A 23,179-nucleotide genomic window follows, 5' to 3' on the forward strand; every position below is an offset into this window, starting at 1 on the left:
TGGGTTGCCCCTTTGTTTTAGCAATATAGGTATTGCTTACTCATCTCCTGAGCAGTAAATAAAAAGTAAGCAAGAATCAAGAGAATTACTACACACAAAAGAAGGAAAGACGGAAGAAAAGAGGAGTTACAAGGTAAGCTTTACATCTTCTACCAACGAAAAAAGGTGTCCTTTCGGACACCTTTTTAATTATATGCTTAATGCATCGGATTATTCAACAGTTACATAGCTGGCAGCAGCCAAACGTTTGTAAGTGTTATATCTCCATTTTGCATTTTCTTCAGCAGCAGAGAACAATTCTTGTGCTTCAGCAGGGAATTGTTTCATCAATGAAGTGTAACGTACCTCTCCTTTGAGGAAGTCCTGGAACTTGCTCCAGTCTGGTTCTTTTGAGTCGAACTGGAATGGGTTTTGTCCTTCAGCTTCCAACGCTGGGTTGTAACGCCACAGGTGCCAGTAACCACACTCAACCGCTCTCTTACCTTCTTCTTGTGTTTTACCCATACCGGCAGTGATACCGTGAGCAATACAAGGAGAGTAAGCGATGATCAATGATGGTCCGGGATAAGCTTCTGCTTCGCGGATAGCTTTCAATGTCTGTGCCTGGTTAGAACCGATTGCAATCTGAGCAACATAAACGTAACCGTAAGTAGTTGCGATCAAACCAAGGTCTTTTTTACGGATTCTCTTACCTGAAGCAGCAAATTTAGCTACAGCACCTACAGGAGTAGATTTAGATGACTGACCACCGGTGTTAGAGTAAACCTCAGTATCAACTACAAGAATGTTTACGTCCTGACCTGATGCGATCACCTGATCCAAACCACCGAAACCGATGTCATAAGCCCAACCGTCACCACCGATGATCCACTGTGATTTTTTGATCAACAGATTTTTCATTGATGCGATAGTTTTGCAAGGCTCACAGTCACATGCTTCTACCAATGGAACGATTTTCTCAGTCAAAGCAATAGTTGCTTCTGCATCCTGACGCTTAGCAATCCACTCAGCAAACAAACCTTTCAGTTCGTCAGAACAGCAGTCTTTTGCAATAGCTTCTTCCATTTTGAGTTGGATACGATCGCGCATTTTAGTAACGGCGATGTTCATACCCAAACCGAACTCAGCATTGTCTTCGAACAATGAGTTAGCCCAAGCTGGACCGTGTCCTTTTTCGTTCTGAGTGTAAGGAGTAGAAGGTGCTGAACCAGAGTAGATAGAAGTACAACCGGTTGCATTAGCAATCATCTGACGGTCTCCAAACAATTGAGAGATCAATTTCACGTAAGGAGTTTCACCACAACCTGAACAAGCTCCAGAGAACTCAAACAACGGAGTTGCGAACTGAGAGTTCTTCACGTTAGCTTTGATGTCAACCAGGTGTTGTTTTGTAGCTACTTCATTTACACAGAAGTCCCAGTTGTCCTGATTTGGATATTGAGATTCGATATCCACCATCTCAAGGGCTTTTCCGTTTTTGTTACCCGGACAAACGTCAGGACAGTTTCCACAGTCCATACAGTCAAGTACGTCAACCTGGATACGGAATTGCATACCTGCGAATTGTTTACCGGTAGCTTTCAGCGTTTCGAAGTTAGCAGGTGCTTTTGCCATTTCAACTTCATCCAACACGAACGGACGGATAGCAGCGTGAGGACAAACATAAGCACACTGGTTACACTGGATACAGTTTTCAGGTTTCCAAACCGGTACACGAGCAGCTACACCACGTTTTTCGTATTTTGCAGTTGCTTGTTCCCAGGTACCGTCTTCACGACCTTTGAATGCTGATACAGGAAGGTCATCACCGATCTGAGCATTTACAGGACGAACGATATTTTGGATAAATTCAGGAGCTGGAGTGTGCTCAAGAGCAAATTCGGCATCGATGTTCGCCCATTCTGCAGGAATTTCCACTTTAATTACATCACCACCACGATCTACAGCAGCGTAGTTCATGTTAACGATCTTCTCACCTTTTTTACCGTAAGATTTCACGATCGCTTTCTTCATTTGCTCAACAGCCAGTTCGTAAGGAACAACACCGGTGATTTTGAAGAATGCAGACTGAAGGATAGTGTTGGTACGGTTACCCAAACCGATTTCAATTGCAATCTGAGTTGCATTGATAATATAAAGGCTGATGTTGTTTTTAGCTAAGTAAGCTTTAACGAAATCAGGAAGGTGTTTTTTAGTCTCTTCCGCATCCCAAACAGAGTTCAACAGGAAGGTTCCGTTTTTCTTCAAACCTTTGGTTACGTCATACAGACGGAGGTATGCAGGTACGTGACATGCCACGAAGTCCGGAGTGTTTACCAAATAAGTAGAACGGATAGGATCGTTACCGAAACGAAGGTGAGAACAAGTAAAACCACCAGATTTTTTAGAGTCATAAGCGAAATATGCCTGACAATATTTGTTGGTGTTATCACCGATAATTTTAATCGAGTTTTTGTTAGCACCTACAGTACCATCAGCGCCCAATCCGTAGAATTTCGCTTCGAAAGGACCGTTTTCAAATACGATTTCCTCTTTTTTAGGAAGAGAAGTAAATGTTACGTCATCCTCGATACCGATAGTAAAGCCGTTTTTAGGTTCTGGCAATGCAAGGTTTTCGTAAACGGCAAGAACCTGAGCAGGAGTAGTGTCTTTAGAAGAAAGACCGTAACGACCACCAACGATCACAGGAGCGTTAGCTTTTCCGTAGAAACAGTCTTTTACATCTAAGTACAGAGGTTCGCCGGTAGCACCCGGTTCTTTTGTACGGTCAAGTACAGCAATTTGCTTAACTGTAGAAGGAACGACAGAAAGGAAGTGTTTCGCTGAGAAAGGACGATACAAGTGAACAGAAACCAAACCTACTTTCTCGCCATTAGCGTTCATGTAGTCGATAGTTTCTTTGATCGCTTCAGTCACAGAACCCATCGCGATGATCACGCGATCAGCATCCTGAGCACCATAGTAATCGAATAAACCATATTTGCGACCTGTAACGGTAGCTACTTTATTCATGTAATCTTCAACTATTGCAGGTACTGCATCGTAGAAAGTGTTACAAGCTTCACGAGCCTGGAAGTAGATATCCGGATTCTGAGCCATACCGCGTGCAACAGGATTCTCTGGATTCAATGCACGTTTGCGGAATTCAGCCAATGCATCCTGATCGATGAATTGAGCGAGATCGTCGTTCTCAAGCATTTCAATCTTCTGGATTTCGTGAGAAGTACGGAAACCATCAAAGAAGTGAACGAAAGGAACGCGAGAAGTCAAAGTTGCCAGGTGAGCAACACCAGCCAAATCCATAACTTCCTGTACAGAACCGGTTGCCAACATAGCGAAACCTGTCTGACGGGCAGCCATAACATCCTGGTGGTCACCAAAGATTGAAAGAGCATGAGAAGCCAATGCGCGAGCTGACACGTGGAAAACTGAAGGTAACAATTCACCCGCAATTTTGTACATGTTAGGGATCATCAACAATAAACCTTGTGATGCAGTATATGTAGAAGTTAAAGCACCAGCCTGCAATGAACCGTGTACAACACCGGCAGCACCAGCTTCTGACTGCATTTCTTCTACTTTAACTGTTTCGCCAAAGATATTTTTTCTTCCGGCAGCAGCCCATTCATCGACATATTCAGCCATAGTCGAAGAAGGAGTGATGGGGTAAATACCAGCTACTTCTGTGAACATATACGAGATATGTGCAGCAGCCTGGTTACCATCACAGGTAATGAACTTCTTTTGTTTAGTCATAATTGTTTTTAAATTATTTGGTGTTAATCAAATTGTAATTGGGTCTCTCAATATATAGTGGAGTTTGAAACTCTCTATTATTTTCCAGCCTAATAAAGAAATCCGAAAAGCCAGAGAGGAATGATACGGTCATTCCCGACCTTGATACCCTCTTGGGCATAATAGAAGTCAGGATTAATTTTCCCACGCATATTCTCGCCTTCAATTCGGAAGTTATATTTATTGTTTATCTTGAAATGAACGTTTTTACCACCGGTATTCAGGTAATTATCCTTATACAAGACGTTATAAAAAAAGGTTTCTCGGACATTCTGTTCATCAATCTGCTTCAACTGCAAAGGGTAAATCAAATTCGTATTGTGCAGATAAATCATGGCCGGCTTCTTAGGATACTCATCGCCTTCAGCATAAAGCATATTAATCAGTCGGGCATCTTTGAGGTATTTGATATAATTCATTACCGTTGCGCGGGATGTATTAATATCAATGCTCAACTGACTGATATTTAAAGGGCCGGGGCTATTAGCCAACAGGTAAAGCAGTTTTCGTATTTTCTGATAATAAGAAAGTTCAATCTGTTTCAGAAAGAAGATATCACTCTCAATCATCAGATTTATGGTCTTGATCAGTGACTCGGTAAAGTTTTGTTTTTCAAGAAAAAAGGGATAAAAACCGTGATGAAGATAATCCTGAAAAAATGCCTGTGGATTCACCCGACGGCAAATTTCTTCGGCAATATTCTTATGGTCTGCAAGAATTTCTTCTAAAGAATATGATTTAAAATCCTTTCCGGCTATCAGGTTAAGAAACTCGCGGAAAGATAAACCACGTAAAAAGTAAGAGTCTACCAAACCGAATAACACCGGGTTTTCCTCTTTAAGTCGCATTGCCGAAGAACCCGTGAATACAATCTTCAATTCCGGCAAGGTCTCGTAGCAAAGCTTAAGCTCTTCCGACCAATTTGGATACTTGAAAATCTGGTCAATAAGCAGCGTCTTACCTCCGTCATCAACAAACTTCCGTGCAAAATCGAGCAGAGTGCAATCCGTAAAATACAAATGGTTCATGTTGATATACAAACATGAACGATCCGTACCAAAGTTATCTTTAGCGTATTGAAGTAAAAAAGTAGTCTTCCCAACCCCCCGGGAACCTTTGATTCCAATTAACCGGCTATTCCAGTTAATTTCGTTCATCAGATCACGTCTTACTGGGGAATTGACATTTTCAACTAAATATTTATGCGTCCTATAGAATGCTTCCACGAATTTCCTGCTCTAAATGCGATGCAAATTTACAATAAAATGGCATTTTTGCAAACCTGACATTGCAAATTTGAGGAAAAATATTGTTTTGTTTTTGTGGCAGGGAATAATATCGCATTTTTATGGTAAGAATATTCACTCTTAACAGATTAACGAAGAAACCGGACCTTTACAATGTTTGATTTTAAACTTTCATTATGATACCGATCCGAAGCCGTAACGCAGAAAAACAGATCACCCCGAAAGTCATCGGGAATCTCCATTTCAAAACGATTCACTCTCAGACGACAAACTATAATATTTCCAGGATTGTCAATATCTATTTTTCGACGGTTAGACATATAAATATTATATGTCACCCCCGGCTCTTTGTCTTCGTCTTCCCAGTTAAACAATAACTTACTCTTATCTTGCCTGATCGAAAATCCCCGGGGAGAAGCAGGTGGCACACTATCCTGCCAGACCATGGGTGGAAAAACAGCAGGATACCTATACGAAACCAATTTAAGAGAATCTGCACACGACTTCACGTTTTTCATCAACTGCTCCGTCCGGAAATAAACCTGCCCTCCGGAATTTATCAGGCGGGTATAATTTAGCTCATTCATTATGGTACCCATTGGCCAATCGCGCTCGTTCAACATATAAAGAGCTAAACCTCCAAGCACAGGACGTCTGCATGCATCCTTTTTCCAGTCAGACATAAAAGGCATAAAAACCTCTTCCTTAAAATACATCATCGGAACGATAAAATCCTGTTTTCCTGCATGAAGCCAGCTTTTCGCATCCTGCATTACTTTGGCAAAACCGTTCCAACCAAGAGAAGAAACATTTGTCAAATCGTTATATTTACCAATCAACGAAGAACTCACCTGCACCCAAGGTTTCAATGCCTTTACTGAATCATAAACTGCAAAAACGATCCGGTTGATATTTTCACGTCGCCAATCCGGCAAGTTCAATCCATCTCCGTAAATTGCTTTCGTTTTCCGATCGGGAAGTTCACCTTTTTCGGGATAACGAATATAATCGAGATGAATACCATCTAAATCATAACTTCGGGTCAACTCCGCCGCCATACCGGAAATAAGCTCTGTCGTTTCGGGACGACCCGGATCAAGAAACCACTCATCCCCGATCTTCTTACAAAGCTCAGGCCTCTTTTTCACCAATGAATTCTCGCCCAACTCCCGCACTTGCCGGTCGCTGCCAATCGGTACCACTACCATCCACGCATGACATTCCAATCCACGTCTATGACACTCTTCAACAGCAAATTTCAACGGATCATAACCGGGGGATTTCCCGCTTTTACCCGTCAACATCTTGGTCCAAGCATCGTATTTCGATGGATAAATCACATCATTCCGAAGCCTTACCTGCAAAAAAACAGCATTGAAATTTAAAAATTGTAAGCGGTCCAGTATTTTCAACAAATCACTCTTCTGCTTTTCAGTGGAAACACTATCTTTGGCCAGTGTTGAAGGCCAGTCTAACCGCCAAATGGTGGTCAGCCAGGCTCCCCGAATCTCATGCTTTGGCGGCATAGCTGAAAGGGAAACAACCATCAGACAAAGGAGAAGCAAAATCAAATATTTATTCTTCATTTTAATCAGGTAATTTGCAATGCTTTAAAACCAGGCATCCTCACAAAGATAATAAATGAAAGAATAAAATGGCGGCAACGGACTTCAATTAAACGATCTTCTGTTTTCTGAACTGATTATAACATCTTATTTCCTCAATCAAAAATACACTTGTATTCAGAATATTAAAACGCAAACAATGAAAGCAAACGTTCTGGCCACTGTGCTAATTATTTACCTGGCAATTATTGCCGTTGTCGCTTTTCCTAAATATAAGGAAAGCGGAGACTGGATTACCTATGGAGCCATAATTGCAGGCCAATTCTGCATCATCCTCCTACTTCGCTTTTTCACTCTGAGAAGGGAAAAAATGATGAAAAATCCCAACGATAAAGACAAACAAAAAGAGTAAGTCTGGATAATCAAACTCCAGACCTTCACTCATTGCAAAACATTGCACACAACTAAAATTACAATTAACCTTTTGTTATTCAAACCGGAATTGCTAAATTTGCCGGATAATTCGGGAAACTAATGAAAAAAAATATATTTGCGCTCCTTGCATTTCTTTTAATTGCAACGTCTTGTAGCGAATTCAACAAAGTACTGAAAAGCTCGGATTATGATTATAAATTTGAGTATGCCAAGAAATGCTACGAGAATAAAAAGTTCTATCGTTGCTATACCCTTCTCGAAGAGCTTGTACCTATTTATAAAGGTACGGAAAAAGCAGAAGAGTCTCTCTATCTGTTAGCCCAGAGTTATTACGGCAGTAAAGACTACACCACTGCGGCACAAAGCTTTACCACGTATTACAACACATATCCCAAAGGACAATATGCTGAATTAGCCCGCTTTTATGCTGCTTACAGCTATTATATGGAGACCCCGGACCCTCGACTAGACCAAACAGACAACGATAAAGCAAGAGCAGCACTGGTGATGTTCCTCGAATACTACCCACACAGTGAAAAAGCAGAAGAGGCACAAAACCTTTTGTTTGAACTTCAGGAACGATTGGCTTACAAGGAACTTCTTAACGCTAAACTCTATTACGATCTAGGTCCATTAAAAATGAGCAACTCGCCGGAAAACAATTATTTATCCAGCATTATTGTTGCCCAGAACGCATTAAAGGATTATCCTCTGAGCAAATATAAAGAAGATTTTTTCTTCCTGGTATTGAGAGCTAAATATGCCCAGGCAGTGAATAGTGTTCAGGAAAAAAGAATAGACCGTTACCGCGATGTAATCGACGAATATTACAACTACAAAAATGAATTCCCTGAAGGGAAACATATAAAAGAGGCGACCAACATGTTGGAACATGCCCAGAAAGTGGTGAAAAATTAATAACAATCAAGCAATATGGACTACAAAAAATCAAATGCACCTACTAACACCGTAACTCGTGACATGATTAGTATGTCAGCAGATACGGGTAATGTTTACGAAACTGTTCGTATTATCGCTAAAAGATCGAATCAGATTTCTGTGGAAATGAAAGGTGATTTGGAGAAAAAGCTTCAAGAGTTCGCTTCATTCAACGACAACCTGGAAGAGGTATTCGAAAACCGCGAACAGATTGAAATTTCCCGTTATTACGAAAAACTGCCGAAACCGGTGTTGATTGCTACACAGGAATACATCGAAGGAAAAGTGTATCATAAAAATCCACTCAAAGAAAAAATGTGATTTTAAATCCTTAATAATGGGGATATGTATCGTGCGTAAGTACTATGCATATCCCTTTTTTGTTTTGACACCTCTTATCTAAATTCAGAACCTGCAATGATTCAACGCATTCAATCCGTATATTTACTGGCTGTTGCCATTTTGATGGGAACTACCTCATTTACAACACTTGCTCAACTAACCGGAAATGGCGTCGCATACACCTTCAGCTCATGTGGTATTTATGCAAACAACACACAGGCTTTATCGACTCTGCCCGTCTTCTTAATTTCGTTAACTACCACTTTGTTGGCTGTGATCAGTATTTTACTGTATAAAAAAAGAAGCACCCAAATCAAAATCACCGTTCTAAACAGCATCCTGATTATTGGTTTTTACATTGCGTTTTTGGCCTATTACTTTGTTGCAAAAGGCAAGCTGAACGCAGAATTAAGCATCAATATTCCATTATACTTGCCTTTGGCTTCATTCATTCTGAATCTTTTAGCTTTGCGTGGTATTCGTAAAGACGAAGCGCTTATCAAATCATTGAACCGAATCCGATAATTTTCAACAATCGACAAATTAAGATATTTGCAAATGAGAAACTGGACAACCATCAAAGAATACGAAGATATCAAGTTTGAATACTTCGAAGGAATCGCAAAAATAACAATCAACCGCGAAGAGGTACGTAACGCTTTCCGTCCGGAAACCAACGTGGAAATGCTTGACGCGATGGAAATCTGCCGCGAACGTGGTGATATCGGTGTTATCGTCCTGACCGGAGCCGGAGACAAAGCATTCTGTGCCGGCGGTGACCAAAAGGTAAAAGGCGTAGGTGGTTACATAGACGAGCATGGTGTACCCCGCCTCAACGTTCTTGACCTACACAAAGCCATCCGGTCAATTCCCAAACCGGTGATTGCTATGGTAAATGGTTTTGCCATCGGTGGCGGACACGTTCTTCACGTGGTATGCGACCTGACGATTGCCTCTGAGAATGCAATCTTCGGTCAAACAGGGCCTAAAGTGGGGAGCTTCGATGCCGGATTCGGCTCGTCTTATCTGGCTCGTTGTGTTGGTCAGAAAAAAGCCCGCGAAATCTGGTTCCTTTGTCGTCAATACAGCGCTAAAGAAGCAGAAGAGATGGGTATGGTAAATAAAGTTGTTCCCTTCGAACGCCTTGAAGACGAAACCGTAGAATGGTGCCAGACCATCCTTGAACGCAGCCCGATGGCTATCCGTATGATCAAACGCGGGCTCAATGCCGAGCTTGACGGACAACGCGGACTGATGGAGTTTGCCGGTGATGCTACGTTGATGTACTACCTGATGGAAGAGGCTCAGGAAGGTAAACATGCATTCCTCGAAAAACGCAAACCGGACTTTCAGAAGTTTCCAAAATTCCCGGGTTGATAGATATTCACGCAAATATGCGAAGGCACAAGGATAATGCAATTCACCTCTGTGTCTTCGGGTATTTGCGTTTTCTCTTTTTATGGCATTTCCACTAAACCGAATTTCTCAAAATGGTTATGAAAAAATCAATCGTATGTTTTATCCTGTTAATAGGATTGTTCGCCTGCAAATCTGATGACAAGAAAGCGGCTTCGCATCTGGATAAAGCCCGCCAATATATGAATCAGGGAATCTTCAATTCTGCAAAACTGGAGATCGACACCATTCGTACATTTTACCCTAAAGCCTATGCTGTGGTGAAAGAGTCAATTAAGTTGATGTACGAAATTGAACTTAAAGAGCAAACCAGAACGAACAAATATTGCGACAGCATCCTGATCACACTCATACCCAAAGCTGAAATACTGAAAAAAGAGTTCATCCTCGATAAAGACCCCAAATACCAGGAGACCGGAAACTGGATCCTGAAATCCCAAAGCGTAGAAGCCAATATTGGAAAAAGCTGTATTCGCACCGGTGTTTCCGAGAATGGCGAAATGTACATTACCAGTGTCTATTACGGAAAAACGCCTATCCACCATAAAGCCATTAAAGTCTCAACCCGCGACGGCCTATTTGCTGAAACGCAACCTATCGCAGCGGATGGCGGCAATAACTACTCTTTCGTAGATGGCGGAATGACCAGCGAAATCGTTACCTATTTACATAAAAAGGAAAACGGCATCACCGGATTCATCAAGCTTTATGGGGTAAATCCCCTCAAAGTCACTTATTTGGGTGATAAGGATTTCTCATTCATACTGGACGAGAAGACAAAACAAGCTGTATATAAAACCTACGAATTGGCGCAGGTTCTGAGTGCAATCAACAGATATTCAAATGAACTGAATTTGTCGGCGAAGAAAATCAGACTCCTGAACCTGAAAATAGATCAAAAGAAATAATCCCCCATTCTTGATTATGATCAATTCTGTCACCATACTGGATTATATCGGGACATTTGCATTTGCCATCAGCGGCATCCGGTTAGCAGCTTTAAAGAAATTTGACTGGTTCGGCGCATACGTTGTCGGCTTGGTGACAGCAATCGGAGGTGGCACCATGCGCGATGTCCTGCTCAACACCACCCCTTTCTGGATGCACCAGCCCTCCTACCTGATTTGTACTGCATTGGCCCTGTTTTCGGTAATCTTATTGGGGAACCACATTATTCGGTTCAAACACACGTTCTTCATCTTCGACACCATCGGCCTCGGCTTATTCGTTGTGGTGGGAATAAATAAGACACTTGAATTCGGATTCCCCGTATGGGTCGCCATTTTCATGGGGACGCTGACCGGTTCTGCCGGAGGTGTTATCCGGGACATTCTGATTAATGAAGTTCCCCTGATTTTCCATAAAGAAATCTATGCGATGGCCTGCGTTTTAGGAGGGTTAATCTACTGGGGATGTTACTACTTCGGGCTGGAGCCTGCCATTACGCAAATATTATCTGCGTCCGGCGTAATCCTTGCCCGGTTTCTGGCAGTTAAATACAAGATTGCCCTACCACAGCTTCGGAACATCAATTAAGAGACTGATTGTATTTTATCGCTTTACTTTGTTAGTACTATTTTGAGATAGATTCTTGCTTTTCCCCGCAGATTTAACAGGCTTAATCAAGAACGAAAACTGAAAAACATCTCCAAAAGAGACTAAATGGAGAAGCAAAGGAAGGTTCGGCACTGAAAAATGGTCGAGAGTCTGCCCCTCTAGCATTTTTCAGTGCCGCTGACATATTTTTCAGCGCCTCTCTCGCATTTTTCAGTGCTTCCCATTCATTTTTCAGTGCCGCTAAGAAAAGAACCGCCTCCTTTATGAAAATGGTTCGGTAAAATTTATCAGACTCTAAGCCTGATCTGCTATCTTTTTCATTATAAATGCAATTTCCGGAATCTCAATTCTGGAGGTTTTTCATTTGATATCCATCAATATACCCTAAATGAGGTATGATTTTACCCCAATAGCGGTATTTTCCACGCAGTCATAACCTAGTTATTTTGCAGTATGATTATTCATTTAAAAATACTATAGATTATGTTTGCACAAAATTTGAAATTCGAAACACTGCAATTGCATGCCGGTCAAGAGGTTGATCCAACAACAGGCTCACGCGCTGTACCCATTTACCAAACTTCATCGTATGTATTCAAAGACGCTCAGGAAGGAGCTGATTTGTTTGGCCTACGTAAGTTTGGAAATATCTATACCCGCATTATGAACCCGACTAACGATGTGTTCGAAAAACGCATCGCGGCTCTCGAAGGCGGTGTAGCTGCACTGGCAACCAGCTCCGGCCAATCGGCCCAGTTTCTTGCCCTGACCAATATCCTCGAAGCGGGAGATAACTTTGTATCCACTTCTTTTTTGTATGGGGGGACCTACAACCAGTTCAAGGTTCAGTTTAAACGTCTGGGGATTCAGGTGAAATTCGTAGATGGCGATACGCCGGAAGAGTTTGAAAAACTGATTGATGAAAAAACCAAAGCCATCTATCTGGAAACTATCGGTAATCCACGATTCAACGTTCCGGACTTCGAAGCGATTGCAGCCATTGCAAAAAAACACAATATTCCTTTAGTCGTTGACAATACCTTTGGGGCAGGCGGTTACCTCTTCCGTCCTATCGAACACGGTGCAAACATCGTTGTCGAATCGGCTACAAAATGGATTGGCGGACATGGCACCAGCATTGGCGGTGTGATTGTAGATGCTGGTAACTTTAACTGGGGCAATGGAAAATTCCCGCAATTCACCGAGCCATCTGAAGGCTATCATGGTCTGAAGTTTTGGGAAGTATTTGGTGCTGATGGACCTTTCGGCAATATTGCATTTATCATTCGCGCCCGAGTGGAAGGTCTGCGCGATTACGGCAGCGCTTTGAGCCCGTTCAATGCGTTCTTGTTACTGCAAGGTCTTGAAACGTTATCTCTGCGCGTACAACGCCACGTGGATAATGCGCTTGAACTGGCGAAATGGCTCGAAAATCACCCGCAAGTGGAAAACGTACAATATCCGGGCCTGGAATCCAGCCCTTATCACAATCTGGCAAAAAAATACTTGAAACATGGATATGGCGGCGTACTATCATTCAAAGTTAAAGGCGCTGTAGAGAACGCAGACAAACTGATTGACAATCTCAAACTGATTAGTCACCTTGCTAATGTGGGTGATGCTAAATCTCTGATTATCCACCCATCATCAACAACCCACCAACAGTTGAGTGAGGAAGAACAACTCAGCACAGGAGTAGTGCCCGGCCAACTCAGGGTGTCTGTCGGGATTGAAAATATTGAAGACATTAAAGCCGATTTGCAACAAGCGTTTGAGACTCTACCTAAGGATAAAGATGGCTTTTCCATCAAGGGTGCGTTCAAAAAACTGGTAAATAATTGATTTGCTCCTAATATTTACATTTTCGTTTTCCTGCAATTCCACAAAAATGCCCGCTGCTCTGAAAATCTCAGAACGCGGGCTTTTTATTATTCCGATTAAATATTTATTTCAGTTTCAATACATCACTATCCTGAGGCACATATTCTCCGTCAAGCTTATTGAGTTTATATAAACTGGCCATTCGGATACCATATATCTGTGAAATAGAGTGCATCGATTCTCCCGGTTTAACAACATGCCTTTCGTTTCCTCCTTTTACCTTTTTGTTTTTCTTTTCCAGGTAAACAATGTCTCCTTGTTTTAAAGGAAAATCTTCCGGCGTTTCATTGTATTTAGCCAGATCTTTAACTTTAAAGCCCATATCCTCAGCAATAGCTTCATAGGTATCTCCCCGCTTGGCAACAACGTAAAGCAACTCATTTGATATAAATGTCGGACGCTCATTTCTCTTCACTTTGTGATGTTCCGAGCTCTCTTTTTTCGTTTCGGCTTTAGCCAGCTTCAGGTCATCGAACTCATACAATTGAAAATCTTCAATGACTTTAATCAGTTTGTTAGCGTAAGATTTATCGGTGGCATAACCGGCTCTTTGCAGGCCTTCAGCCCACCCCCGGTAATCCCTGATGTTCAGAGTAAATAGAAAAGCATAACGAGGATTACGGCTCAAAAAAATCGAATGGTCTTCATACGATTCGTCTGCTTTATTATAAGAACGGAAGCAATCATTCTTGATATCATCATCATGAAATACTTTGGGTCCTACCCAGTTGTTATTACATTTTATGCCGAAATGGTTATTTGATTCTTTCGTCAGCTGACTGTTTCCTGCACCCGACTCCAGTAGTCCCTGGGCAAGCGTAATGCTGGAAGGAATCTGAAACCGCTTCTGATGATCCATAGCAACCAATTTGTATTGATCAATATAGGCCATAAATTGCCGGTTTCGGTCCTGAGATTTCAGACTAATAGCACACAAAACGATTATCAAAAAACAAAAAAACGCCCTTTTTACTTGCATATCTCTTTCAAAATAAGAACCGACGGTTCCAAAATTAGATTTTACCGTTATATTTGTAGAAAATCCAAAAATAACTATGGATGAACGGATTATTACCGCAAAGATACAAGTTTATACAATTTCAGAGCTCCCCGAAATTGAAAAAAATCTGATTTCAGCAGCCCGTACAATTAGTGGTTATGCTTATGCACCTTACTCCTCTTTTCTGGTTGGCGCCGCTGTCCTTTTAGAAAACGGACAAATAATCACCGGTAATAACCAGGAAAATGCGGCATACCCGTCAGGTCTTTGCGCGGAACGTGTAGCTCTTTTTTTTGCAAATGCCCAATATCCCAATCTTAAAGTAAAAGCGATTGCTATCACGGCACAAACCGGAGGCCTATTCGTTTCGAATCCAACAGCCCCTTGTGGAGCTTGCCGCCAGGTTATTCTGGAATCTGAAAACCGCTTTGACTATCCAATTCGAATTTTGATGGCCGGATCCGACATTGTTTATGCAGTGAATAGTATAAAAGAATTACTACCTCTACATTTTGATAAAAGCAATCTGAAACATGAATAATTTTTTTTCCCGAGTCAAACTGCCCCTTTTCGCCTCTTTATTATTTGCCAATCTATCCCTGATCCTGGCGCAGAATCAGGCTGTCAATCCCAAAGTGAGCACATTCACAGTTCGCTCAAACGATAATTGGCTAAATCCTACAATTATAGAGCTGAACGGAACAGACAAAATAAATATCGATTTCGATTTTCTGGATCAAAATGCACATTACTTCTATTACTCTGTAATTCATTGCAATGCAGACTGGACACCATCTGAATTATCTGAGAGTGAATATCTTGACGGGTTCAACAATCAACCCATTGAAGACCACAAAACCTCATTCAACACCTATCTCAACTATACCCATTACCATCTGCAAATCCCCAATGACAATGTAAAACTGAAAAAATCGGGCAACTACCTGGTAAAGATCTACGAAGATAACAATCCGGAAAACGTGATTGCCATAGCAGCCATTTCAGTGTTTGAAAAACAGGTAAATATTTATCCAACAATCAAAACTATTACAGATATAGACTACAACAAGGGACATCAGCAAATTGACCTTCGGATTGACACACGTAATTACTCAATCCGCTCCCCACAAATGGAGATGAAGATTGTAGTAACCCAAAATAATCGTATCGATAATCAAGTCATTTTAAATGCACCTACCACAACTAATAGCACCGGTTTTCTGTTTGAACATTGTCCAAGCCTCATATTCGAAGCGGGTAACGAATACCGACGTTTTGAGATGATTACACACCGCTATCCGGGAATGAATGTTGAAAAAATCAGATATTTCGACCCGTTGTATCACGCATTCCTCTATCAGGATAAATCACGGGCCAATAAATCTTATATTTTTGACAAAGATCAAAATGGTCGATATTTTATCCGTAACAGCGAGGTTACCAATTACGACTATGAAACAGACTATTTTATAGCTCATTTCTCATTAAAGGCCGATTCTCCTTTTGGGAACGGAAAGCTCTATCTATTAGGTGAGTTTAATCAAAATAGGATCGATCCCGAATGGGAAGTGCCTTACGACATTTCAAACCGTCAATATTCAAGAGAAAAAATGTTGAAGCAAGGGGCATATAACTATTTATACATATATGTGCCTGATGACAACAAAAGAGGCTCCTTGACACCAGCTGAAGGAGACTATTTTGAAACTGAAAATGAATACACCATACGCCTGTATCATAGAGGCCCGGGCGAAAGATACGATCGGTTGATCGGATATTCATTTATTCAGTCAAATCAGTCGAACTAAACCGATTATATCCAGAATGCGATATGAACAATAAAGAATTAATCGGCGAACTGGCCAGAAGACTGGAACTTACGCAAGCCGAAGCTCAGGCATTACTTGAGAAGACCTGCAAAATTATGGGGAAACGTTTTGCTGAGATGGACACCTTGTCCATTCAGGGATTTGGGACTTTTGAAGTTAAGAAAAAACAGGAAAGGCTAACGATTCATCCCGTTTCAGGGAAAAGACTCCTTGTTCCCCCAAAACTGGTCTTATCTTTTCTGACCGGTAAAGCATTCAAGGAAAAAATAAAAGATCTACATCCGGATGAATAATAAACTGACTATAACCGATTTGTCTGATCAACTTGCTGATGCATCCGACATCAGCAAAAAAGAGTCTGTTGCCTTCACTAAGGCACTATTTGATATCATTGAAGAGAACCTTATCAAAGACAAAATTGTTAAACTTAAAAGCTTTGGAACATTTAAGCTAATCTGGGTTGAAAGTCGGCGTATTGCCAATGTAAATACCGGAGAAATCCAGGAAATACCAGGGCACTTTAAAACAACATTTACCCCGGATACGGAGCTATCAGATGTCGTCAATGAACCATTTGCACACTTGGAAACTGTCGTTCTGGATGATGAAATAATTGCCGATGAGCCAATTATTATTTTACCAGCGTCTAATATAGTTCAATCGCAAGAGATAGAAAATTCACATAAAGAATTAACCCCTAAAAAGAAAATACATCAAGAATCAAAAGAAGAAGAACCACTGCTAACCTCGTCGCTTTCTGACATTGTCACTACAATTAATAATACAATTATTCAACCGTCAGTTACGAATGAGAATATTGAGAGTCAAAATGCGCCATCATTGATTGTTTCACCTAAACCTTTAAAAACAGTTACAACTATGAAAAGCGAAGAAGAAGAACCGAACCTCGACAATGAAGAAGAGGAAGAAGAGTACGAAAAAAGTGATAAAAAAGTAATTCGTTGGATTATTGTAGTACTTATCCTTGTGCTTATTGCGTTTGCCGCTTACTTTTTGTATTTTAGTTCCAAAGGTCATAAGATGAATTTTACTCAAAACATCCCGACTTATGAGGAAATGGCAAAACAAGACAGCATGGATAAAGCAGTTTCTACGAGTGACACTGTCACTTCTATGACCGCTACTGAAACTCAGAAAAAGGCTATTCAACAGGTTGAAAACCCAAAAATAACAACTCAACCGGGGCCGAGTCTAGCTATCCAGCAAAAAACTGCGACATCAGGTACTCCCAAAACTGATGTGAAACCGGCGCAAAACGAAGCGCCGGCTTCACTTTCTTCAACAAAAGAGCAAAAGAAAGAATCTAAGCCCAGCAAAATAGTTGCAAATAAAAACACTGAAAATATTGCTGTAGAGAAAGAGAAAACCGATAAAAATGCGGTAAAAACCAAATCGGAAACTAAAAACAGCAAGCCTGGCAAGAAAATCGCCACAGAGGTGATAAAATCCGGATCAAGACTCACATTACTAGCCCAAAAATATTATGGTAACAAAGCATTTTGGGTATATATATATCAGGCTAATAAGTCAAAAATCAGCAATCCAAACAATGTTCCAGTCGGAACTGAACTAATCATCCCAGCAAAAGAAACCTATTCAATAGATCCCAATAATAAAGAATCAGTAGATAAAGCCAAGAACATGGCTAAATCCATTCTAAAATAAACTTGAATCACCAATATTCATTAGAAAAACAAATCACCTATGAAAACAAAAAGCTTTATTCAGGAATTCAAAGAGTTTGCAATGAGAGGCAATGTAGTTGATATGGCTATAGGTATCATTATTGGTGCCGCCTTTGGCAAAATTATTTCGTCATTAGTCGCTGATGTGATTATGCCTCCACTGGGATTACTGTTAGGGGGCGTTGATTTTGCGAGTTTCAAAATCGTTCTTCAACAAGCTGATATTGCACACAAAATTACTGAAGTCTCAATTTCTTACGGAAATTTCATTAAGTCAATCGTTGACTTTGTAATCATTGCTCTCTGTATTTTTATGCTAATCAAGTCTATGAATAAACTATCAGCCCAAAAAGAAGCAGCTACTCCTGAAACACCTGCTCCGGCTGAACCATCCGATGAAGTCAAATTGCTTAGTGAAATTAGAGATATCCTCAATAAAAAATAGGCCTAATCATACTATACATGCTAAAAGAGAGCGTAAAGCCACACAGTGCGGCCTTTACGCTCTTTTTCTAAATATGAGCTATCCATTTTGATTTCTAACAAAATGCTATAAATTTGTCGTATAAAACCACACAGTATGCCACAAGAATTTGACACGATTGCCAAAACTGCCGTTGACAGCGTTGGCACAGATATTAGTAAAGCTATTGGGTTACCAACCAAACTTGACCAGCTTACAGGTGAAACACTAAATCTTTTTGCTCAAAAAATCCTACAACAAATTTTGAGTTTTGGCACCAAGATACTTATCGCCATACTCATCTATTTTGTGGGTAGATGGATAATCAAGAAGCTAAAACGTATTTGCACCAGAATATTTGAACGCCGGGAAATTGAGCCTTCACTCCGAACATTCCTGATTAGTTTGATTAACATCACACTAACCATTGTGCTCTTAGTCATAATTGTAAGCGTCCTTGGCATTGAAACCAGCTCTTTCGTAGCGCTGTTTGCCTCAGCCGGTGTTGCGATTGGCTTGGCGCTCAGTGGTACGTTACAAAACTTTGCCGGAGGCGTGATGGTTTTGCTTTTTAAGCCTTATAAAGTTGGAGATGTCATAGAAGCGCAAGGTTACACCGGTACTGTAAAGGAGATACAGATTTTCAACACAATCCTGAATACACTTGATAATAAAGCCATTATAATCCCCAATGGAGGTTTAGCTACAGGTATAATAAATAACTATTCAAAGGAGAATATCCGTCGTATCGAGTGGATTTATGGAATTGCTTATGGTGACGATTTCGACAAAGCTCGTACACTGATCCTTAATCTGATAAACGAAGACAACAGAATCCTCAACAGTCCGGCTGAACCGTTTGTTGCTCTAAATAAACTGGGCGATAACTCCGTCGATATTGTAGTCAGGGTCTGGGTTCAAAGTTCAGAATATTGGAATGTATATTTCAATTTGAATGAACGCGTCTATAAGAGCTTTGAACAAGCCGGGCTAAATATCCCATTTCCTCAAATGGATATCCATATTAAACGAGATTAAAAAACGGGGTGAAATTCTGCTGATTTCACCCCGTTTTTTTATGCATCCGAAAATATGCACAAACTCATATCACTTTGTGCAACAAGCACTTTTGTGCATTTTTCACACCCGAAAATATACGGAAATATTTCCGTATTCGGGGAGAAAAATTTACCTTTGCGCTGTTTTCAATTTATCTCATCATAATAACTTTTACCATTATGGAACTTACTCACATTGAGCACCTTGGTATCGCTGTAAAAAGCATCGAAGCTCAGTTGCCTTACTACGAAAATGTTTTAGGTTTAAAATGCTATTCTATCGAAGAAGTAGCTGATCAAAAAGTAAAAACAGCTTTCTTCAAAATTGGCCAGACTAAAATTGAACTTCTGGAGCCAACCAGCGAAGATAGCGCTGTAGCTAAATTCATTGAGAAAAAAGGCGAAGGAATTCACCACATTGCTTTTGCAACTGCAAGTGTAGCTGATGCTTTGACTGAAGTTGAAAGCAAAGGTGTTCAACTCATTGATAAAGCGCCACGCAAAGGAGCTGAAGGCTTGAATATCGCATTCCTTCATCCAAAAACTACCGGTAGCGTTTTGACTGAATTGTGTGAAGACCCTAACAAATAAGAGTCGAATCATAACACAACCCATAGCGGGTATCTCTTACCCGGGATAATGCTATTTCCACGGTCAGAGATATCCGTTTTCTTTATTATTCCGACATAGAAAAAGTCTATATATAAAATATTGAACTAAAATGAGTCATCAACTTGAAAAAGTAAAAGAGCTGATTCAGTTACGTGAAAAAGCTCGCCTGGGAGGAGGTCTGAAAAGAATTGAATCTCAGCATAAAAAAGGGAAATATACTGCTCGCGAAAGAATCGCCATGCTTTTGGACGACGGTAGCTTCGAAGAGTTTGACATGTTTGTCACACACCGTTGTACCAACTTTGGTATCGAGAAAGAATCGTATCTTGGAGATGGTGTTGTAACCGGTTACGGAACTATTGACGGCCGTCTGGTTTACGTTTACGCTCAAGACTTTACTGTCTTTGGTGGTTCGTTGTCAGAATCATTGGCAATGAAAATCTGTAAGGTTATGGACCAGGCAATGAAAATGGGTGCTCCTGTAATTGGTATCAATGACTCGGGTGGCGCTCGTATTCAGGAAGGTGTAAATGCATTGGCAGGTTATACTGAAATTTTCCAACGTAACATCCTTGCTTCTGGTGTTATCCCGCAGATTTCAGGAATCTTCGGTCCTTGCGCCGGTGGCGCGGTTTACTCTCCTGCACTGACTGACTTTAACATCATGACAAAAGGAACCAGCTACATGTTCCTTACTGGCCCTAAGGTTGTAAAAACCGTAACCGGTGAAGATGTAACCCAGGAACAATTGGGTGGTGCAAGTGTACATGCAACCAAATCAGGCGTTGCACACTTTGCCGTAGAGAACGAAGAAGAAGGTATTACTCTGATTCGTAAGCTGATTGAATTCCTCCCTCAAAACAATATGGAAGAGGCTCCAACACTGGTTTGTACTGATCCAATCCACCGTTTGGAAGATTCTCTTAACGATATCATTCCTGATAACCCGAACAAACCGTACGATATGTACGAAGTAATTGGCGCTATCATCGATAATGGAGAATTCCTTGAGGTACATAAAGACTACGCTCGCAACATCATTGTCGGATTCGCCCGCTTCAACGGCCAGTCTGTGGGTATCGTAGCCAACCAACCTAAATATCTTGCAGGTGTACTTGATAGCAATGCTGCTCGCAAAGCGGCTCGTTTTGTTCGTTTCTGTGACGCCTTCAATATTCCTTTGGTTACTCTGGTTGATGTACCGGGATTCCTTCCGGGGACAGGACAAGAGTATGGTGGCGTAATCCTTCACGGGGCTAAACTACTTTATGCATTTGGAGAAGCGACAGTACCTAAAGTTACTGTTACATTGCGTAAATCTTACGGTGGTGCATACTGTGTGATGAGTTCTAAACACCTGCGCGGAGATATCAACTACGCTTGGCCAACTGCGGAAATTGCAGTAATGGGACCATCTGGAGCTGTTGAAGTTATCTTCTCTAAAGAAGTTGCCGCATCTGAAAATCCTGCGGAAGCTGCTGCTCAGAAAGAACAGGAATACCGAGATGCATTTGCTAATCCTTACAACGCAGCGAAATACGGTTACATCGACGATATTATCGAGCCAAGAAACACCCGTTTTCGCGTGATTCGCGCATTACAACAATTACAAACCAAAAAATTAACCAACCCTGCTAAAAAGCACGACAACCTTCCTCTGTAATCTCCGGTTGAAAAACCAGTGATTGAAGATGTTCGGGATTTGAAGAGAGGCAGACTCTTGTCTGCCTTTATTTAGCAGTCCAAATACAATTTCGTATGGAAATAACGATTAATTTGACATTAAAGCTTGACGGCAATGAGGCTAAAGTCGTTGACAAAGTCATCGAGCTTGGGAGTAATGTGCAGCAAATAGAAGAATCTCAGGATGAAAATGTGTATGCAGCAATCGCAATGGCATTATACGAATTGCGCAATGAAAGCTCACATCACGACTGGGAAGAGACTGTTCTTACCATAGAGAAAGTCAAAAAAGATTATTCACCCTGGAGTTCAAAAATCTATGGATTACGAGAAGTTCCTGTTTTAAGAAAAAGATAATCAACTACAAAAAATGAAAGATTTTAAATATACAATCAACGGTAAATCTTACAGAGTAAAGGTTACCAGAATTGACCAGACTTCTGCTGAACTGGAAGTTAACGGTAAATCTTATGAGGTAGAACTAGACGAAGCTGTTGTAGCTGCAGCCCCTGTTGCTGCTCCTGTAGCTGCTCCAAAACCACAACCAATAGTTGCGGCGACCACTCCGGCTCCGGCTCCTAAAACAGCAACAGGAGAGCCGGTCATCTCAAAACCAACAGTAGATGGCGGTACCACTGCAATCAAATCTCCGCTTCCAGGCGTAATCGTTGATGTATTGGTAAAAGTAGGCGACGAGGTAAAAAAAGGACAGAAGGTTCTGATTCTTGAAGCAATGAAAATGGAAAACAACATTAATGCCGACCGCGATGGTAAGGTTGTTGATATTAAAGTAAGCAAAGGCGACTCAATCATGGAAGGAGCTGACCTGATTATCATCGGTTAAGAATTCCTAGATATAGGCTATAAAAAAATGCCGGAGATTGAATTTCCTCCGGCATTTTTTTATATACAATTAATCGGCATCATCAATATCGTGAATAAAATCGACTAATCCATGCCTATCCAATACCTGTACACCTTCATCAGAGTATGTCAAAAGTTTCATCACACGCAACTCATCCAACGCAAGTCCAAGTTCTTTTACTGTCACCCCCATTAATGCACTTAAATTAGCCTTCGATATCTGAAGCTCAATCTCCTCAGCACGTTTATGCGTCAGAAGTAGTATCCACATTGCAATTCGCTCCTTTGGATCTCCAGACGAAACAGAAAGCATCGTATGATAATAACTCTGAGAACGTACGGAAAGGAAATTCAGGTAATTCAGATTAAAAATCGGTTCTTTACGAAGCAAATCAAGGAAATCGTCTTTTTTGATCTGCATCATTCCGACATCCGTATGCGCATAAATATCGTAAATAGATTTAGTTTCGAGTCCAAAGATATAATTACCTGCAACAATGTTAGGAGCGACAATCACCTCTTTCACCGTTAGGATTCCGGTATTATTCTCAGTATAACTTACGACTTTACCGGATATTATGAACTTGACATGAGTAAAAAGCTCGCCTTTAGCAACAATCTGCTCTCCCTGCTTAAACTTTAAAAATTCCAGGCTGTATTTTTCCAGACTATTAGTCAAACTAACTCTGCTTACCCCCTGAAAGACAGGCGCCTGTAGTAATAAATCCAAAAAGCTCATTTTGATTGTTTTTTATTCTATTTTGGAGCGTAAATATACAAAAAACAA

General features: G+C 40.9%; 23 protein-coding genes. 18 read left to right on the plus strand and 5 right to left on the minus strand.

Going from position 1 to position 23,179, the window contains the following annotated elements:
* Nucleotides 1–210 precede the first annotated feature (210 nt).
* The 3 genes from nifJ to MLE17_RS13745 form a co-directional block, all read right to left on the minus strand.
* Entirely contained in the window at nucleotides 211–3,756 is a 3,546-nt protein-coding gene (gene nifJ / locus MLE17_RS13735; protein ID WP_243349283.1) for a pyruvate:ferredoxin (flavodoxin) oxidoreductase, read from the minus strand.
* Between the two features lie 89 nt (nucleotides 3,757–3,845).
* Nucleotides 3,846–5,021 (minus strand): ATP-binding protein, encoded by a 1,176-nt coding sequence (locus tag MLE17_RS13740; protein WP_243349284.1) that lies wholly within the window; start codon nucleotides 5,019–5,021, stop codon nucleotides 3,846–3,848.
* A 149-nt stretch (nucleotides 5,022–5,170) separates the two neighbouring features.
* A complete protein-coding gene (locus tag MLE17_RS13745) occupies nucleotides 5,171–6,628 on the minus strand; it encodes a glycoside hydrolase family 10 protein (RefSeq protein WP_243349285.1) in 1,458 nt (485 codons plus the stop codon).
* 178 nt (nucleotides 6,629–6,806) lie between these two features.
* Between MLE17_RS13745 and MLE17_RS13750 the strand changes: the two genes are divergently transcribed.
* From MLE17_RS13750 to MLE17_RS13785, 8 genes are all read left to right on the plus strand, one after another.
* Nucleotides 6,807–7,019: a hypothetical protein gene (locus MLE17_RS13750; RefSeq protein WP_243349286.1), complete on the plus strand. Its 213-nt coding sequence runs from the start codon at nucleotides 6,807–6,809 to the stop codon at nucleotides 7,017–7,019.
* A gap of 122 nt (nucleotides 7,020–7,141) precedes the next feature.
* Complete coding sequence (locus MLE17_RS13755; RefSeq protein ID WP_243349287.1) at nucleotides 7,142–7,960, plus strand: outer membrane protein assembly factor BamD; 819 nt, start codon at nucleotides 7,142–7,144, stop codon at nucleotides 7,958–7,960.
* A 15-nt stretch (nucleotides 7,961–7,975) separates the two neighbouring features.
* Nucleotides 7,976–8,302 (plus strand): DNA-directed RNA polymerase subunit omega, encoded by a 327-nt coding sequence (locus MLE17_RS13760; protein WP_243349288.1) that lies wholly within the window; start codon nucleotides 7,976–7,978, stop codon nucleotides 8,300–8,302.
* Nucleotides 8,303–8,398: 96 nt separating this feature from the next.
* The gene (locus tag MLE17_RS13765; RefSeq protein ID WP_243349289.1) at nucleotides 8,399–8,848 is read left to right on the plus strand and encodes a DUF4293 domain-containing protein; all 450 of its coding nucleotides are present in this window, start codon (nucleotides 8,399–8,401) and stop codon (nucleotides 8,846–8,848) included.
* Between the two features lie 33 nt (nucleotides 8,849–8,881).
* Nucleotides 8,882–9,700, plus strand: coding sequence for a 1,4-dihydroxy-2-naphthoyl-CoA synthase (gene menB / locus MLE17_RS13770; RefSeq protein WP_243349290.1), 819 nt, complete (start codon nucleotides 8,882–8,884; stop codon nucleotides 9,698–9,700).
* 119 nt (nucleotides 9,701–9,819) lie between these two features.
* Nucleotides 9,820–10,647, plus strand: a complete 828-nt coding sequence (locus MLE17_RS13775) for a hypothetical protein (RefSeq protein ID WP_243349291.1) — start codon at nucleotides 9,820–9,822, stop codon at nucleotides 10,645–10,647.
* A 16-nt stretch (nucleotides 10,648–10,663) separates the two neighbouring features.
* Nucleotides 10,664–11,275: a trimeric intracellular cation channel family protein gene (locus MLE17_RS13780; protein WP_243349292.1), complete on the plus strand. Its 612-nt coding sequence runs from the start codon at nucleotides 10,664–10,666 to the stop codon at nucleotides 11,273–11,275.
* Between the two features lie 504 nt (nucleotides 11,276–11,779).
* Nucleotides 11,780–13,138, plus strand: coding sequence for an O-acetylhomoserine aminocarboxypropyltransferase/cysteine synthase family protein (locus tag MLE17_RS13785; protein ID WP_243349293.1), 1,359 nt, complete (start codon nucleotides 11,780–11,782; stop codon nucleotides 13,136–13,138).
* A 103-nt stretch (nucleotides 13,139–13,241) separates the two neighbouring features.
* Here MLE17_RS13785 and MLE17_RS13790 read toward each other — a convergent pair whose 3' ends face one another.
* A complete protein-coding gene (locus MLE17_RS13790; protein WP_410795633.1) occupies nucleotides 13,242–14,156 on the minus strand; it encodes a glucosaminidase domain-containing protein in 915 nt (304 codons plus the stop codon).
* Between the two features lie 76 nt (nucleotides 14,157–14,232).
* Here MLE17_RS13790 and MLE17_RS13795 point away from each other — a divergent pair, with 76 nt between their 5' ends.
* The 10 genes from MLE17_RS13795 (at nucleotide 14,233) to MLE17_RS13840 (ending at nucleotide 22,372) form a co-directional block, all read left to right on the plus strand.
* Nucleotides 14,233–14,718 carry a cytidine deaminase gene (locus MLE17_RS13795; protein WP_243349295.1) on the plus strand — a complete coding sequence of 162 codons (486 nt, stop codon included), beginning with the start codon at nucleotides 14,233–14,235 and terminating at the stop codon, nucleotides 14,716–14,718.
* Nucleotides 14,711–15,985 (plus strand): DUF5103 domain-containing protein, encoded by a 1,275-nt coding sequence (locus tag MLE17_RS13800; RefSeq protein WP_243349296.1) that lies wholly within the window; start codon nucleotides 14,711–14,713, stop codon nucleotides 15,983–15,985. Before MLE17_RS13795 ends, MLE17_RS13800 begins: the two co-directional genes overlap by 8 nt.
* A 23-nt stretch (nucleotides 15,986–16,008) precedes the next feature.
* Nucleotides 16,009–16,299, plus strand: coding sequence for an HU family DNA-binding protein (locus tag MLE17_RS13805; RefSeq protein ID WP_243349297.1), 291 nt, complete (start codon nucleotides 16,009–16,011; stop codon nucleotides 16,297–16,299).
* Nucleotides 16,292–17,692: an HU family DNA-binding protein gene (locus MLE17_RS13810; protein WP_243349298.1), complete on the plus strand. Its 1,401-nt coding sequence runs from the start codon at nucleotides 16,292–16,294 to the stop codon at nucleotides 17,690–17,692. Before MLE17_RS13805 ends, MLE17_RS13810 begins: the two co-directional genes overlap by 8 nt.
* A gap of 39 nt (nucleotides 17,693–17,731) precedes the next feature.
* On the plus strand, nucleotides 17,732–18,157 hold the full coding sequence (mscL, locus tag MLE17_RS13815; RefSeq protein WP_243349299.1) for a large-conductance mechanosensitive channel protein MscL: 426 nt from the start codon (nucleotides 17,732–17,734) through the stop codon (nucleotides 18,155–18,157).
* A gap of 135 nt (nucleotides 18,158–18,292) precedes the next feature.
* Nucleotides 18,293–19,213: a mechanosensitive ion channel family protein gene (locus MLE17_RS13820; protein WP_243349300.1), complete on the plus strand. Its 921-nt coding sequence runs from the start codon at nucleotides 18,293–18,295 to the stop codon at nucleotides 19,211–19,213.
* Between the two features lie 200 nt (nucleotides 19,214–19,413).
* Nucleotides 19,414–19,824 (plus strand): methylmalonyl-CoA epimerase, encoded by a 411-nt coding sequence (mce, locus tag MLE17_RS13825; RefSeq protein ID WP_243349301.1) that lies wholly within the window; start codon nucleotides 19,414–19,416, stop codon nucleotides 19,822–19,824.
* Nucleotides 19,825–19,954: 130 nt separating this feature from the next.
* Nucleotides 19,955–21,508: an acyl-CoA carboxylase subunit beta gene (locus MLE17_RS13830; protein ID WP_243349302.1), complete on the plus strand. Its 1,554-nt coding sequence runs from the start codon at nucleotides 19,955–19,957 to the stop codon at nucleotides 21,506–21,508.
* A gap of 95 nt (nucleotides 21,509–21,603) precedes the next feature.
* Complete coding sequence (locus MLE17_RS13835) at nucleotides 21,604–21,885, plus strand: hypothetical protein (RefSeq protein WP_243349303.1); 282 nt, start codon at nucleotides 21,604–21,606, stop codon at nucleotides 21,883–21,885.
* Between the two features lie 13 nt (nucleotides 21,886–21,898).
* Nucleotides 21,899–22,372 (plus strand): biotin/lipoyl-containing protein, encoded by a 474-nt coding sequence (locus tag MLE17_RS13840; protein WP_243349304.1) that lies wholly within the window; start codon nucleotides 21,899–21,901, stop codon nucleotides 22,370–22,372.
* A gap of 69 nt (nucleotides 22,373–22,441) precedes the next feature.
* On the opposite strand, the gene MLE17_RS13845 is transcribed toward MLE17_RS13840, so the two are convergent.
* Nucleotides 22,442–23,131, minus strand: a complete 690-nt coding sequence (locus tag MLE17_RS13845) for a Crp/Fnr family transcriptional regulator (RefSeq protein ID WP_243349305.1) — start codon at nucleotides 23,129–23,131, stop codon at nucleotides 22,442–22,444.
* Nucleotides 23,132–23,179 lie beyond the last annotated feature (48 nt).

It is taken from the genome of Parabacteroides sp. FAFU027, assembly GCF_022808675.1.
Taxonomy (GTDB): Bacteria; Bacteroidota; Bacteroidia; order Bacteroidales; family UBA7332; genus CAXXIC01.